General features: G+C 24.9%; 10 protein-coding genes, 2 tRNA genes, 1 pseudogene and 1 riboswitch. Of the genes and pseudogenes, 11 read left to right on the forward strand and 2 right to left on the reverse strand.

What is annotated here, in order from left to right:
* Positions 1–21: 21 nt before the first annotated feature.
* From MCAN360_RS05230 to MCAN360_RS01055, 3 genes are all read left to right on the forward strand, one after another.
* Positions 22–2,703, forward strand: a complete 2,682-nt coding sequence (locus tag MCAN360_RS05230; protein ID WP_045433579.1) for a DUF885 family protein — start codon at positions 22–24, stop codon at positions 2,701–2,703.
* Between the two features lie 193 nt (positions 2,704–2,896).
* A tRNA-Leu gene (locus MCAN360_RS01050) sits at positions 2,897–2,983 on the forward strand.
* Positions 2,984–2,986: 3 nt separating this feature from the next.
* Positions 2,987–3,062: transfer RNA gene (locus MCAN360_RS01055), tRNA-Lys, on the forward strand.
* 51 nt (positions 3,063–3,113) lie between these two features.
* On the opposite strand, the gene MCAN360_RS05235 is transcribed toward MCAN360_RS01055, so the two are convergent.
* On the reverse strand, positions 3,114–4,763 hold the full coding sequence (locus tag MCAN360_RS05235) for an ABC transporter permease family protein (RefSeq protein ID WP_045433582.1): 1,650 nt from the start codon (positions 4,761–4,763) through the stop codon (positions 3,114–3,116).
* Positions 4,738–5,904, reverse strand: coding sequence for an ABC transporter thiamine pyrophosphate-binding lipoprotein p37/Cypl (gene cypl / locus MCAN360_RS01065; RefSeq protein WP_045433585.1), 1,167 nt, complete (start codon positions 5,902–5,904; stop codon positions 4,738–4,740). The genes MCAN360_RS05235 and cypl overlap by 26 nt, the downstream gene beginning before the upstream one ends.
* Positions 5,905–5,952: 48 nt before the next feature.
* Positions 5,953–6,043: riboswitch (TPP riboswitch) on the reverse strand.
* A gap of 112 nt (positions 6,044–6,155) precedes the next feature.
* On the opposite strand from cypl, the gene MCAN360_RS01070 reads away from it, so the two are divergent.
* The 8 genes and pseudogenes from MCAN360_RS01070 (at position 6,156) to rsmG (ending at position 16,047) form a co-directional block, all read left to right on the forward strand.
* Positions 6,156–6,491 (forward strand): S1 RNA-binding domain-containing protein, encoded by a 336-nt coding sequence (locus MCAN360_RS01070; RefSeq protein ID WP_045433587.1) that lies wholly within the window; start codon positions 6,156–6,158, stop codon positions 6,489–6,491.
* A complete protein-coding gene (locus MCAN360_RS05240) occupies positions 6,481–7,818 on the forward strand; it encodes a glucose-6-phosphate isomerase (protein WP_045433589.1) in 1,338 nt (445 codons plus the stop codon). Before MCAN360_RS01070 ends, MCAN360_RS05240 begins: the two co-directional genes overlap by 11 nt.
* Positions 7,811–8,779, forward strand: coding sequence for a lactate/malate family dehydrogenase (locus tag MCAN360_RS01080; RefSeq protein WP_045433591.1), 969 nt, complete (start codon positions 7,811–7,813; stop codon positions 8,777–8,779). Before MCAN360_RS05240 ends, MCAN360_RS01080 begins: the two co-directional genes overlap by 8 nt.
* A gap of 7 nt (positions 8,780–8,786) precedes the next feature.
* Complete coding sequence (locus MCAN360_RS05245; protein WP_045433593.1) at positions 8,787–9,530, forward strand: ATP-binding cassette domain-containing protein; 744 nt, start codon at positions 8,787–8,789, stop codon at positions 9,528–9,530.
* 199 nt (positions 9,531–9,729) lie between these two features.
* Positions 9,730–12,525: a magnesium-translocating P-type ATPase gene (gene mgtA / locus MCAN360_RS01090; protein ID WP_045433595.1), complete on the forward strand. Its 2,796-nt coding sequence runs from the start codon at positions 9,730–9,732 to the stop codon at positions 12,523–12,525.
* Between the two features lie 187 nt (positions 12,526–12,712).
* Positions 12,713–13,724: pseudogene (locus tag MCAN360_RS05250) on the forward strand (IS30 family transposase).
* Positions 13,725–14,387: 663 nt separating this feature from the next.
* On the forward strand, positions 14,388–15,356 hold the full coding sequence (locus MCAN360_RS01100) for a ribose-phosphate pyrophosphokinase (protein WP_045433598.1): 969 nt from the start codon (positions 14,388–14,390) through the stop codon (positions 15,354–15,356).
* Positions 15,328–16,047, forward strand: coding sequence for a 16S rRNA (guanine(527)-N(7))-methyltransferase RsmG (gene rsmG, locus MCAN360_RS05255; RefSeq protein WP_102032220.1), 720 nt, complete (start codon positions 15,328–15,330; stop codon positions 16,045–16,047). Before MCAN360_RS01100 ends, rsmG begins: the two co-directional genes overlap by 29 nt.
* The last annotated feature ends 50 nt before the right edge of the window (positions 16,048–16,097 follow it).

Raw genomic sequence — 16,097 nt, forward strand, 5'->3', positions numbered from 1 at the left:
AAAGGAACAAGAAAAATTAATATGAATCCAAAAAGTAAAAAAGCACTTGTTATTAGTGGTATTGTTAGTGGTTTAGTATTATCTCCATTAGCTCTAACATTAATTCCATGGGGTATTCAAAAAACTTTAGTTAAAAAAGAATTAGTTAATAAAGTTAATAATCTTAAAACATTTTTAGATAATGCAATTGAAAATGCAAAATCAGCAAATAAATCAAAATTAGATGAGATTACTAAAAAAGAAGCTGAAATTGAAAAAATTACCAATGCAGAAGCTAAAAAGAAAGCTATCAAAGAGCTACAAACATTAAAACATGAGTATAATGAATCTATTGATTCTGCAAAATATCCAGCACTTGAAAAATTGGCTCAAGAGGGTGATTCTACTGTTTTAAAAGATAGCAAAAAATACACAGCTGAATATGTAGTTTTATCTTATAAAAAATTTAAATCTGAATTAGATAATTTACGTCAAACTGTAGATTATTATTATCCTTCAAAAGAAGATGCAAATAAAATAGTAGATTTTTATCAATCATGAATAGATAAATTTAATAGAATTAATAAAAACAATTTAGATGTGGTAACAACTGCTTGAACAAGTGGTTTAAAATATGATTGAGAAATTGCAAAAGATGTTTACCAATCAGATTTACGTTTAGTTGGTGCTTTTTTAGAATGAGGAACAACACACGCTTATCCAATAAACAATAGAGGCTTATTTAAAAGAATTACAGGCGAAAAAGCAGAAAAAGTTCAAAGAAATCTAAAAGAAGGGTTAGAATCAAAAATTGTTTTATCAAAAGTTGTTATTAAAAATAATATTAATTCATTTTTAAAAGATTTTTATAATAATCAATTATTAGAATTTGCAAAAAGTTCTGAATCAGAAAAAAGTGTTCTAGATATTATTGAATCAAATAAAACAATAGATGCTAAAACTAAAGCATTTCATAAGTTTTATGTTTCTGAATATTATAATGCATCAAAACATGGTTTAGGTGAAAATATTTCTGAATTAAAAGTTTACAAGAATAATGAATTAAAAGAATTAGAAGATACAATTGAAGTACATGATTTAAAAGCTTCAAAAACATATAAGTTTTATGGTCTTGGTTTAACCCAAAAAGATCTTGATGCTAAAAATGTTGGTTTAGGATCAATTTCAGGGTTAGGAAAAGAAAGAAATGGAAATCAAATATATTCAACCATATTAAAATTTTCAACAACTTCAAATGATAATTCTCAAGAAGTTTTTAATTCGGGATATGAAACTTCAAAAACAGCAGCTGAAAATATGAAAAAAACCGCTGCAGCAGTTGCAAAGTTAATTACTGGTGATGAAAAATCTGCATGAGAACCAACAATCAAATATGATGAAGATGGTATTGGTTCGAAAGAAGCTTCAGATATTACTCTTAAAATAAGAAATGATAAAGGTGAAATAAATTTATCAGAATTTAATAAATGATTAAATCAAGAAAAATTTTTCTTTGGACGTGAAGATTCGACATATTATAATGACACTATTAAAAAATCATTAGATGAAGACACAAAATTAGCAGATGCAAGAGAAAATTTAAAAAATAATGGTTATGAACATTTAAAAAATTCTGATGAAAAATATGGCTCAATTACAAATAAACAATTCTATTATGGTGCATTAGAAGCATTTAAAGCTTATAATCAATTTAGAGAAAGAACCATGAATGAAGGATTTACATATTTCCCTAAACAAGTTCCAAAATATGGAATAGGAACATATAATTTTGCTAATCGTCATGTTCAAGGTGTTGGGGCATATAGTGGATCAAGCAGAGTTGAAAAAGATGCATTTGGAGCATTTATATTTAACCCAGATCCATACTATGGATTGCCAAAATGATCAGTTACATCATTTGCTAATCACGAAGGTGTTATGGGACACCATAACCAAATTTATTATGCTCAAAGATTTTTGAAAAATATTGATGGTTTAACAATTGGAAATGTTTTTAGATACACTTCATACGCTGAAGGATGAGCATTATTTATGGAATGATTTGGTATCGAAGCTGGATATTACGGAACTCCAAATTATGAAAGTGATGATTATTATGCATTCCCTACAAGTTTTAAAACAGCTAGAGGTATAACAAACTTTGTAAAGGCAACTGAAGCTTCAAAAGTTACAGAAGAAGAAATAAAAGGAATGAAGGAATTACACGGTGGAGTTTATTGAGATTTAGTTTCATCAGTAAAACAAATTACAGATGAAAAAGAACACACACTAAAAGCTGTTGAATTAACAAATATGCTACAATACTTTGGTGCTCTAAATGAAGCTCAATTACGTAACATGAGACGTGCACTTGATACAGCATACCATGGTGAAGTTAATGGTAAAGCTGATTTACCAGCTAACGCATCAATTAATGATATAAGAAAATTCATGAAAGAAAATTCAGCCTTAGGTATTGGTGATATAACTTCAGATTCAAAACGTTATTTAAACTACCCCGGTCAAGCTACTTCATATAACTCTGGAAAAGAAGCAATGCTAAAATTATATGATAGAGTACGTAAATCAAAAGGTTTAACAAGAAAAGAATTTGTTTCAAATAAAGAAAATATTAAAGAATTTTTAAACCTATTATTAGAAACAGGCGCTTTACCACTTGATACTCTAAAAGAAATCGTTGAATTGCACTATAAATTAAAATAATTAAAAATTTAATGCAAAAAAGGTTTGTGAAAAAAATCACAAGCCTTTTTGTTTTTTTAAATATATATTAAAAAACAAAATATAATATTTTTAACGTATATTTTGTAATATTTTTTCTTTTAAAAAAATAAAAATTTTTTTTGATTTTTTTATTAAAAGTATTATAATAATATAGCATTAAATTCAAGTTAATGCCCAGGTGGCGGAATGGTAGACGCTACGGACTTAAAATCCGTTGGCTGTAATGGCCGTGCTGGTTCAAGTCCAGTTCTGGGCACCAGAAGCGCCCTTAGCTCAGAAGGTAGAGCAAATGGCTTTTAACCATTGGGTCAGAGGTTCGAATCCTCTAGGGCGTACCATTTCAGGTGACTGACAAATAAAATAGGCTTATTTTAAGCCTATTTTTTAATTTATTTTTGTTTTGACAACCTTATTCTAAATAAATATGAAATTAAATTTATTATAGCTATAATGATAAATCCAATTCATAAATAAGGTGCTATGTCAGAAATATCCTTTGCTCTTGTTAATGTTGATTTTTGTCCAATTATTGATGATCCTAATGATCCGTAAGTTATAAAATTTCTACTTATTTTTTCAAGTTCAAACGAACAAAAAGTGATGAAGTCTAATTTTATATTTGGTCTAATAAAGTTTTTATATATTCAAAAATTGGTATATTTCATTTTTTTTAGTTCGTTAATTTTTTTTATACTTATTGAATTTATACTTTGATTTAAATTTCTTGATAAAGAAGAAGAACTGTGTATTGAAAATGCTATTACAAATGAAGCTGCATATTCATTAAATAAATTTGAGACTAATAAAAATAAAATAGTAATTGGTATCGATCTAATAAAAATATTAAAATATTTATAAAAAATGCCAAATTTAATTCCAACTAACTGTTTTGCTATTAAGATCATTTTAAAATACGAAATTACATAAATCAAAACAAATGTTAAAAATACTAAGGAAATAAGTTGAATAAGCATTCAAAAAAAACCATCTTGACTAAAATCTCAAATAATAGATTTTCAATTACTATTAAACATCTGTTTAAAAAAACTTATTGCCTCTGATTTGTAAAAATGATTATTTGATAAGCTCTTAATTGCTAAAATTAAAATCGATAGTAATAAAATAAATAAAATCATTATAAAAACTTTTTTTATAACTCTGATTTTTTCATACTTTATAAAATTAATTTTATTGTTCGTTTTTGATTCATAGAATAATTTGTTAAAATTTTCGCTCATTATTTCTAATAAAAATAAAAATGAAGCTAAAACTAATAATGGGATAAGCAGTTGCGTGTAATCAACAGGGTTAGATACTGGGTTAACTAGTATTCCGATTCCTAAATAACCAATGCTTGATAAAATCGATGATCATCTTAAATTTGTTTCAAAACTATAAAATCAATAGCTTATAAATTTTTTTCTAATTTGTGGTCAAATCTCAATTCAAAAAGCTTTGAATTTTGAATATTTAGATTTTGTTAAATGATAAAAAACATTGAAATTTGCATTTTCAATTGTTTGTGAAAAATATTCATGTAGTCAAAGTCATGTGAATCAACAATAAATTAAGGTAATAGCCAAAGATTTGTCAAAAGAAATTTTAAATAAGTAAATAAAAAATAATTCGGGAAAAATTCTTAAGAAAATAACAATTATTTTTACAGGAATTGCAATAAATTTAGAATTAGTTTTTAAATTAGAAGAATATGATGTTCAAAAAGCTATGAAGAAGCCAATTATTGTGCTTAAGAAAACAAGCTTAATACTATTTCATAAAAATTTTATTGAAATTAAAAATAGGTTTTGCTTATAATCAAAACTAATTGATGAAGGTGAAAAAAAGTTTTTTAAATTATTAGCAAATAACAAAAAACCGCTATTTGAAAAACTAAAGTTAATAACATAAATTGAGCTTATTATAAGTAAAATAAAAATAACAAAAAAAGCTATTTTTCAAAATAGCCTAAATGGTCCGTTTTTTAAAATAGTGTTATTTAGTTGTAATTGTTCTTTAAGAATCCCATTTTTTATTTTCATTATTTATTTTAAAAAATTTTAAAAAAGGTTCGACTACTTCATTTTCAAAATTACCGATTTTTTTATAACCATTAATACCGACATTTTGACCATAGTCATCTTTTTTATCCTTTCAAAGTTTAATTATAATTTCTTTTAATGTTTCTATTTCTTCAGAATTAAATGCATTTTTATTAACTGCTAAGACATTATATTTTATTGCTTCAGTTACTGTTAAAAATTCAATTTTTTCTTCAGAATTTTCTAAGGTATAATATTTTTTTTCTTTATTTTCATTTTTGTTTTTTGTATAAGCAAAAGATCCTAATTCATCAAAAACAATATGAAAATTTTTAAATTGTCCTTTACCAATATCCCTTGCTTTTCCTTCAATATATTTTTCCGAGTGATTAATTTTATCTTCTTCAAAAGAAGTAAATTTATTATTTTCTAAATTAAAATGTTTTTTAAATAATGATTGTTGAGCAATATATTTTGAACCACTAGTTTTCTTTCCTGTTAGAAAACCAAAATTTCTAAATGTATTTCAATCTTTGTTATTTCATGCTTTTTTAATTTTAGCTAATTGTTGCTTATTTCCATGAATCATAATAATTCCTCGATAAAAATCAACTAGTTCATCATTATTTGCATAAAAATATTCATAAATTTGCCCATTTCATTTGTATTCATCATCAGTCCAATCTAAATAAGGCTTTTTTTCAAATAAATCTTGTGCTTTTTTAGCAATTAATCTTAATTTATCATTTTCTAATCCATCTGAATATCTATCATTAAAATTTTTATCAAAATTAAAAGCTCTTGTTTGGGTTTGAATAATTGGTAGTATATTAGTATTTTTATTTTTTAAATATTCAGACATATATAGAATTGTTGTAATAAAAGCAATATTACTACTACCTTTCTTAATAAGATCAATAATATTATTATTTTCACTAATTAACTTAATATTAGGTTTATATGAAGTATTTCTTTGTTTATTAAATTCTTTTGAAACTAAGTTAAAAAAATTAAAATCTGTTTTTCCGCTTCATAGTTGGTTAACAGCAAAATTGAAATTTTTTTTAGAACATGAAATTATTGTTAGTGGTATTGAAATTATCGTTCCCATTGATAATAAAAATAAGTTTATTTTTTTCATAATTAAATTAAAAAAATCCTTTCATATTTTTTTAAATATAAAAAGATGCTTAAAAAAGAAGAAACTCACTACGCCAGTATTGCCTGGATCAGTTAATGAGGGTATTTCTCAGCTTTAAAGCACCCCCCTGTTCTTACAAATTAATTTTATAGTAAAATAAGTAAAAATAAACAAGTTTAATTTGTTAATTATCTAATAATTTTTATTTTTAAAAAATATATAATTTTAAATGTAAATAACAAAGGGGTAAAATGAGTTATTCAAAAGGTCAAATTATTAAAGCAAAAGTTATAAGAGTATCGAAAAAAGTTATTAGTTTTATTACTAAAGATTCAATAATTTGTTATTTAAATATTCATGAAGTAAGTGATTATTTTGTTAGTGATTTAAATTTGCTTTTTAAAATTAACGATATAAAAGAAGTTAAGATAATTGAAATAATGCCGAATGGTGAATTAATTCTTTCATACAAACAAATTCACCCTAAAGAATTAAGGAATCCCTTTAGATTTAAATTAGATAAGAAGAATAATAAATTCTCAGCATTATTAGATTTTACAAATAAGGGCATAAATTATGGCAATTAAAAGTAGAATTAATATTTTTTGTGATCAACCTGTTCATCAAGAAGTATTTGAAAGTAAATATAAACAAATAGTTGAAGATATTAATATTAAAATTAAAAATAAACAAACATTAGGACATAAAAATTTGAGCTTCTTTAATGTTGCAAAAAATATTCAAGATTCAGATTATTTAAAAATCAAGAAAATTTTAAATTTTTTTAATGAGGAAAAAATTCAGGTCTTGGTTGTTATTGCACCAGAGTTTATATGTTTACAATCACAAGCTTTAATTAATTTAGCAAATTTAAATTCTTTTTTTAAAATTGAAATTTTATTTATTAATGAAAGTTATGATGGAATTGAAATAGCTAGGTTAATTCAATATTTAGAGAATAAAAGATTTGCAATTAATGTAATTTCAAAGAGTGGTGAAGATATCGAAACTTTAATAGCTTTTCGAGAAATTGCTTCTTTATTAATTAACAAAATTGGACGTAATAACGCAACAAAATATATTTTTGTTTCAACTAATAATAACTATGGAAAACTATTTAATTGAACTCAATCAAAAAAATATACACATTTAGTTATTCTTGATAATACAACTGAAAGATTTTTGAATTATTCAGTTGCTACCTTACTTCCTCTAATATGCGCTAATATTAACATTGATGAATATATCGAAGGTGCAAAGGAAGCTAACGAATTTTATGAAAATACGACTTTATCAAATAACCCTGCATACAAATATGCAATTGTTAGATACGTAATGAATAAAAGAAGTCAACAAATAGATGAAAAGGAAATTTTTGCATTAGAAAATATAGTAGTTACTTCAAAATCACTTAAAAAATTAGCTAATTTATTTGCGATGTATTTAAACGCAACTTCATATCGAAAGCATATTGGTCTTCAAACGAATGTGTTTTTACATCCTTCCGATGCTAAAACATATACTAATTTATTTTTTGAAAGACAAAGAAAAATGTTTGATACTTATTTAGTAATAAAAAATTTTCCCTATGATTTTCATGTTGCAACAATAAATGAAAATGAAATGGACGACCTAAATTATTTAATTAATTATTCATATAATAAAATAAATGATAACTTTAAGAGAATAGTTAAGGATTATCATTTAAGTTTAAGAATACCATTTATTGAGATTATTATTGAAGATTTAAGTAGTCGTAGTCTTGGATGAATAATAGCTTTTATACACCGTAGTGCAATTATGTCATCTTATTTAATGAATTTAGATCCATTTGAAGATAATGGGTTAAAAACCTATAATATTGAGGTAACTAAAAAAATTACAGAATTAATTGGAGGAAATAAAAATGACTAAGATTGGAATTATTGGAGTAGGAGCAGTAGGTTCAGCTTTCTTATACGCTGCTTTAAACAAAGGAATAGAAGCAGATTATGTTTTGGTAGATGCATTTCCTGAATACGCAAAAGCGCAAGCTAAAGATTTAAACGACGCCGCTTGCTCAATGGCAAATAATGGTTCAACTTTTAAATCAGGTGGATATGAAGATTTAAAAGATGCACAAGTTATTGTTATTACTGCATCAGTTAAACCAAAAGATGGTGTTTTAAAAGATAGATTAGAATTATTGACCGATAATGCTAAATTAATGTCAATTATTGGCGATAGTATTAAAAAATCTGGGTTTAATGGAATAACAATTATTGCCTCTAATCCAGTTGATACAATGGCACTAGTTTACCAACAAGCAACAAAATTTGAACCTAAAAAAGTTATATCTTCAGGAACTATTTTGGAAACTGCAAGAATGAAGAAATTTTTATCAGAAAATATTAATATTAAAGCAGGATCAATTACAGGTTTTGTTATTGGTGAACATGGTTCAAGATGTTTAATCCCATTTTCTAAAATTAGAATAGGATTAGGATCATTAAAAGATTGATTAGCAAATGGCTCAATTACTAAAGATTGATTAGATAATTTAAATCAAAGAGTTAAAGACGAAGCATTTGAAATTATTAGTGGAAAAGGAATTACAAACTTTGGTATTGGAGAAAATTTAGCTGAAATTACTCAAGCAATTTTAACAGATCGTCAAGCCATTTATTCTTTAGGTGTGCAATTGCCTAGTGATTATGCAAATCATGGTGTTTATTTTGGTCTTCCTGTTATTTTAGGTAAAGACGGATATCGTCATTTACCAAAAATTAGACTTGATGAAGATGAACAAACATTATTTGATAATTATTCAAAAGAAATAAAAGAAACTGCTATTCAAGTTTTATCTAATTTAAATATTAAACCTGATTTTCAATAATTTTGTTATGAAAAATATTAAATTCGATAATTTTACAGCATCATATTTAAAAGACAATAAGACCGTTATAAAAGATTTGTCAATTTTGATAAATCAAGGCGAAATGATCGCAATAATTGGTAAATCCGGTGCAGGAAAAACAACTATTTTTAATGCTATTTTAAAACAGTTGAATACTCAAAATGGGTCTCTTTTAATAGATGGCGAAAATATTGATTTGATTAATAAAAAAAAATGAAAAAAAATTATAAACAAAGTTGGCTATTTATCTCAAGAAGCAAACTTAATTGAAGATTTAAATGTTTATGAGAATATTCTTCATTTCTATCCTAAATATAAAAATAAATTTTTTTCATTTTTTAAAATAGTTACTAAAAATCAAAAACAAGAAATTTATCAAATTTTAGAAAAGTTAAATATTCTTGATAAGGTTTATACAAAAATTTCAGATTTATCCGGCGGGCAAAAACAAAGAGTTGAAATTGCAAAACTTTTTCTTAAGAATGTTGATATTATTTTAGCTGATGAACCAACTTCGTCTTTAGATGTTCAAACATCACTTGAAATAATGAATATTTTAAAAATAATTAATGAAGATTTTAATACAACAATTTTGATTAATATTCACGATATTAACATTTTGCAAAAATGTTTTAATAAATATATTTTTATTAAAAATGGGGAATTAATTAAAAGTGGTAATCCTAGATATTTAACTAAAAAAACAATTGAAAAATTATATCAATCATAGTTATAAACGCATTGTTTATAACTTTTTTAATTTTTAGAGTTAACTTTAATGTAAAATAATAAATATAATACGAAAGGTGACTTAATGGAAGTACAAAGTAGCGATCGAAGTTGAATATACAATGTGTTTTCAATAAGCACATTTAAATAATTTCTTTCAAAGCTACTCCTTAAAAAAATATAAAAAAGGAGGTTAGATTATGAAAAAAAATAAATTAGTTTTATTTAATGATAAAAAGAATTTAAAAATTAGTAAACAAGATCAAAAAAGAAATGCTATTAATGAGCGTTTAGTTGAAGCATCTGAACAAGATGTTGAATTTTTATATAAAAAATATAAAACTTCGAAAAATGGAATTTTAAATGAAGATATTATTGAAGATAATCAAGGTCAATATGGTGTCAACAAAATTTCAAAAAAAGGTGCTGATAGTGTTGGAAAAAGATTAGTTAGATCATTTTTTAATTTATTTAACATTATTTTATTTATTCTAGCAATTATATCTGCTATTGTTGATATTGCTTTACCTATTTATCAAAATAAAAAAGATGATGTTAACTATTTAACGATGGCTATTATTTTGATTATTGTTTTTGCAAGCGGTATTATTCATTTTATTCAAGAGCAAAAATCCTCATCTAGCGCAAATAAATTAATTGAAATTATTGAAACAACTTGCCTAGTCGAAAGAAATGGAGTTTTAAAAGAAATTCCAATGGATGAAATAGTTGTGGGTGACATAGTTCATTTGGCAGCGGGTGATATTATTCCTGGTGATGTAAGAATAATATCTGCAAAAGACTTATTTGTTTCGCAATCATCACTAACTGGCGAAAGTGAAGCGATTGAAAAATATAGTGATATAGATAAAAAAATAATCTATGACAATATAACAGACCGTAATAATCTAGCATTTATGGGATCAAATATTATTTCAGGATCTGCAAAGGCTCTTGTAGTTGTTGTTGGAAATGATACTTTTATAGGAAAAGTTGCCTCAAAACTAAATGAAAAACAAGTGCCAACTAATTTTGAAAAAGGTATTAAAAAAATATCAATCATGCTTACAATTATTATGGCATGTGTAATACCTATTGTATTTTTAATAGTTGGATTAACTCAACAAAAAACTCAAACAGCTTCAGCTGCTTGAATTAATGCTTTACTTTTTGGTATTTCTATTGCTGTCGGTTTAACTCCTGAGATGCTTCCAATGATAGTAACTGCTTGCTTATCTAAAGGTTCAATGGCTATGGGGAAAGCAAAAACTATTGTAAAAAATATAAATTCAATTCAAAATTTTGGAGCAATGGATATCCTTTGTACAGATAAAACTGGAACTATAACTCAAGATGAAATTATTTTAGAACGTCATTTAGATGTAAAAGGTAAGGAAGATCCACATGTTTTAAAATATGCGTTTTTAAATTCTTATTATCAAACAGGTCTTAAAAATTTACTTGATAAGTCAATCATCAATCGTACATTAGATTTAGCTGATGAAGAAAAATCATTAGATAATTTGGAATTACATTACTTAAAAATAGATGAGGTTCCATTTGATTTTAATCGCAAAAGAATGTCAGTATTAGTTAAGTCACTAAAAAACGAAAAGGTTACTTTAATTACTAAGGGTGCGGTTGAAGAAATTATTAATGTATGTAACAAAATTTATTTAGATGGAAAAGTTATTCCATTGGATAAAAAAGTGGTTAAAAAGGTTTTAAGAAAAGTTGAAGAATTCAGCGAAGAAGGAATGAGAGTTGTTGCTGTTGCTTCAAAAAAATCAAACATTGATGCTGTCGGAAAATTATCCGTTGTAGATGAAAAAGATATGACCTTAATCGGGTATTTAACTTTTTTAGATCCACCTAAGGATTCAGCTGAAGATGCTATTAAAAAATTACATAATTTAGGTGTGGATGTTAAAATCCTTACTGGAGATAATCCATTGGTAACAAAAGCAGTTTGTTCAAAAGTTGGTATTCCGTATCAAAAAATTTTATTAGGTAAAGATATAGCTAAAATGTCAGATGAGCAACTTGCAATTGAGGTTGAAAAAACTGAAATTTTTGCAAAATTAAGTCCTGATCAAAAAGCTAGAATCATTACAATTTTAAGAAAGAATGGCCACGTTGTTGGCTATATGGGTGATGGGATTAATGATGCTCCAGCTATGAAAGTTGCTGATGTTTCGATTTCAGTAGATACAGCAGTTGATATTGCTAAAGAATCGGCGAATATAATTCTTTTAGAGAAAGATTTAAATGTTTTGGCAACCGGTATTATTGAAGGTAGAAAAACTCATGCTAATATAAACAAATACATTAAAATGACAGTTTCATCTAACTTTGGTAATATTTTTAGTGTTGTTATTGCTTCAGCGATGCTTCCATTTGTACCGCTTGCTCCAGTGCAAATTATTTTTTTGAATTTAATTTACGATTTTTGTTGTGGTACAATCCCATGAGATAATGTTGACAAAAAATTTATAGAATCACCACGGCAATGAGCTCATAAGGGTATATGAAGATTTATGCTTTGATTTGGTCCTATTAGTTCAATAATTGATATTATTGCATTTTGTTTATTATTTTTTATTATTGTTCCAAATTCAATATCGCAAACAACTTTTACAAAAATAAGTGATTTTTCAAAATTATTGCCCGAACAGCAAACAATATTTAAATTTACATTTTGATCAGGGTGATTAGTTATTTCGATGTGAACACAAACATTTGTTATTCATTTATTAAGAACTGATAAACTTCCTGTTTTTAAAAGTAACGCTTCAACAGCGGTTATTGTTTCAACATTATTAGGAGTCGGGGTAATTACTGCTATTCCATATATTCCAAAAATTAATACAATGCTTCAATTAGCCCCATTATCTATACAATTTTATGGTTGATTAGTACTGCTTTTAGCAAGTTATACATTCTTAGTTTTAATAACAAAGATAATTTATAAAAGAATTTATAAAGAATTTCTTTAAAATTAATAATATTAATAAACATTGATACAAAAAAAGTTAACATTTTATATTGTTAACTTTTGCTACATTGTAAGTTCAAGTGCAACACAAATAAAGTAAAATTTAGTTGTGTGCAGCTTGAACTTTTTTAATTATTATTTTTTATTTTTAAAAAAGAAAAAAGCTCCATAACGGTCAGGAACTTCATATGAATTATACTACTAAAAAATATACGCACATAACAAAAAGTGATAGAGAAGCAATTTCAAATTATTTAGAGATAAATTTGTCTTTAAGAAAGATTGCAGAAATATTACAAAAGAGCCCTTCAACAATAAGTAGAGAAATTAAACGAAATTTAGATAAATATGGTAATTATTCGCCATATTTATGCAAATATTAAAGCTCAACGGCGTCATTATCATAAATACTATTTTAAATTTTTGAATAGTAAATACAGTAAATTTTGTGAAATATTTCAAAAAAAATTTGATAAAAAATTTTATGGAGTAAAACTAACTCATAAATATATAAAAGATAATTTTAAAATTAAAATTCCTTGTTTAAAAACTATATTCAATTGAATAAAAAGCAATAAATGAAATATTAAAAGATCTAATTTATTACGTTCATACTATAAAAAAGGTGGTAAAAGAACAGGAAGTGTTATAAAAAGACTTGTTAAATCAGCAGATTTTGTTTTCCCTATTTGAACAAGACCCAAGTCAATTGACCGCCGTGAAGAATTCGGACATTGAGAAGCTGATCTAATTATTGGTAAAAGAGCTACGGGTTATAACAATATTTTAACTTTTACTGAAAGAAAAACAAGAGTTGGTTTTGCTATTTTAATACAAAGCAAAAATTCAATGAAAGTAAATGCTACAATAAAAAAACTTATTGAAGATAATGAATTGATTGTAAAATCAATAACTGTTGATAATGGTATTGAGTTTGAAAAAATAGGAATATTGGGAAAATGACTTAATACAAAAATATATAAAGCCGAGCCATATGCATCATTTCAACGAGGGTCTAATGAGCATTGAAATGGTCTTATTAGAAGAGAATATAAAAAAGGATTTGATTTTAATCAAATAACACAAGAAATGTTAGATGAAATTACTAAAAAAATAAATAATATGCCTCGTGAAATTTTAAATTGAAAATCAGCAAACGAATTATTTATAAATGCTAACTATTATGGACTTGTTTGATAATTAAAGTGAAAAAAATTCTAACCTCTTTTGCAAAGAGGTATTTTAGTTTTGTTATATGTTAAATTTCTACTCCCGAACCCTCTTATCAAGAGGACTTCTAACCCCAAACCACTTTCAAAAGGGGCTTTCAAAATAAAATATAAATAATTTTAGAAAAAAATAATAAAATAAAAAAAGCCAAGCAACTAGTGTTGCACTTGGATTTACTTTTTAGGAAAAGTTAACATTTTATATTGTTAACTTTTTTCTATATTAATTTAAAAAACGTTAAAAATAATTATGTATTTTTATTTATAATCCTTGAACACAAAAGCAAAAAAATAGAAATTTTAAATTGTTAAATGCATAATGGTTTTTTAGTTATGTAAAAAATAAAAACATTTAAGAATATTAGACAAAATTTTATTACTTATTCGGATCACAGTTTTGACAATATACTTAAAAAATTTATATAAAAAAAATAATAAAATGAGTGGACTATTTTACTTTTTAGAGTTGGCAATTTGCTAGGTAATAAGGATGATGAATATTGGTTTTCGATTATAAAAAAGTTTATTTTTATTACTTTTTTAATATAAAGTTACAAATAAGGCAAAAAAGCATTTCTTTTAATTATTAATATATTAAAATTTATATATTAAAATTTACAGTTAAGGATTATAAATGAATAAATTAGATGACGTAATTATATTTGGAATGGATAATTCTAAAAAATTAGCAAGTGAAATTGGTACTTATTTACAAAGAGAAATAAAGCCAGTTAATAAAATTGTTTTTGCTGATGGAGAACAACTTTTATATTCAGATGAAACAGTAAGAAACAAAACTGTTTTTATTATCAATAACACGGGGAAACCGGTTAATGATAATTTAATGAGTTTATTGATTTTTATCGATTCATTAAAAAGAGCAAGTGCTAAAAAAATTATTTGTGTTACAACTTATTATGGTTATGCAAGACAAGATAGAAAAGCAAGTCGCAGACACCCTATTACTGCTAAATTAGTAGCTGATTTATTAGAAAAAGCTGGAGCAAATAAAATTATTACTTTAGATTTACACAACGCTTCAATTCAAGGTTTTTTTGATATTCCAGTTGATGATTTAGGTGGTCAATTTATTTTTTCAAAAGAATTAAGATTAAGAAAAGACAAATTTGTTATTGTTTCTCCGGATCACGGTGGAGCAGTTAGAGCTAGACAATTATCAGAACTTTTAAATTCTGAGGAGCAAATTGCAATTATTGATAAAAGAAGAACTGGTCCAAATAAATCTGAAATTATGGGTGTTTTAGGAAATGTTAAAGATAAAAATGTAATTATTTTTGATGATATTATTGATACAGGCGGAACAATTATTCACGCTGCTGAGACATTAAAAAAACAAGGTGCAAAAAAAATTATAATTGCTGCAACCCATGGGTTGTTTTCACGTGGCTTTGAAATGTTCGAAAACAATCCTATTATCGACGAAGTTATGGTGACAAATTCAACTGACCATTCACACCTTTCACAATTTAAAAAATTAAAAGAGTTATCGATGGCAGAATTTTTAGGACTAGTAATTAAAGCCAACATTAATAACACTTCAATTAGTGAAATCTATGATGATTATAGCGCCGGAAGAGTTTAAAAAAATTGTAAAAACTTCTTTAAATGAAGCAAATGAAAATATAATCTTAAAACTTTGAGATTATTATTTTTTAATCGAAGAAGAAAATAAAAAATATAACCTAACTGGTTTTTATAATGAAACATTAATTAAAGAAGGAATTATTGAATCAATATTAATTTTTAAAGAAATAAATGAAAAAATTCTTAATTTAGATAATAAAAATATTCTTGATATTGGTTCGGGTGCTGGTTTTCCTATTATTCCATATTTTATTTATAATCCTAATTTTAATTTAACAATTTATGAACCGATTGATAAAAGAGTAAATTTTTTAAATAAAGTAATTCAAAAATGCAATCTTAAAAATATAATTGTAAAAAAAATAAGAGCCGAAGAATCACAAGAATATGAAAAATTTGATTTCATTAGTGCAAAAGCGGTTTCAGAGTTAAAAAATTTAGTTGAAATATCATGTCATCTTGGAAAAATAAATTCTACATATTGTTTTTTAAAATCATCTAATTTTCAAAAAGAAGTAGATAATTCAAATTGAATTCAAAATAAGTTAGATATTAATTTTAATATTTTAAATTTAGGTATTTTTTTTAAAATAAACAATACTTTAGTTTATTATAAAAAAAATAAAACTAGTCCTAGTTTTTTACCAAGAAAATGATCATTAATTATCAAAAATAATTTAAAAAAATAATTTTTAACCTGCTTTACATTAGTAAAGTAGGTTTTATTTTTAAATTAAAA

This window comes from Metamycoplasma canadense (assembly GCF_000828855.1).
GTDB lineage: Bacteria > Bacillota_I > Bacilli_A > Mycoplasmatales > Metamycoplasmataceae > Metamycoplasma > Metamycoplasma canadense.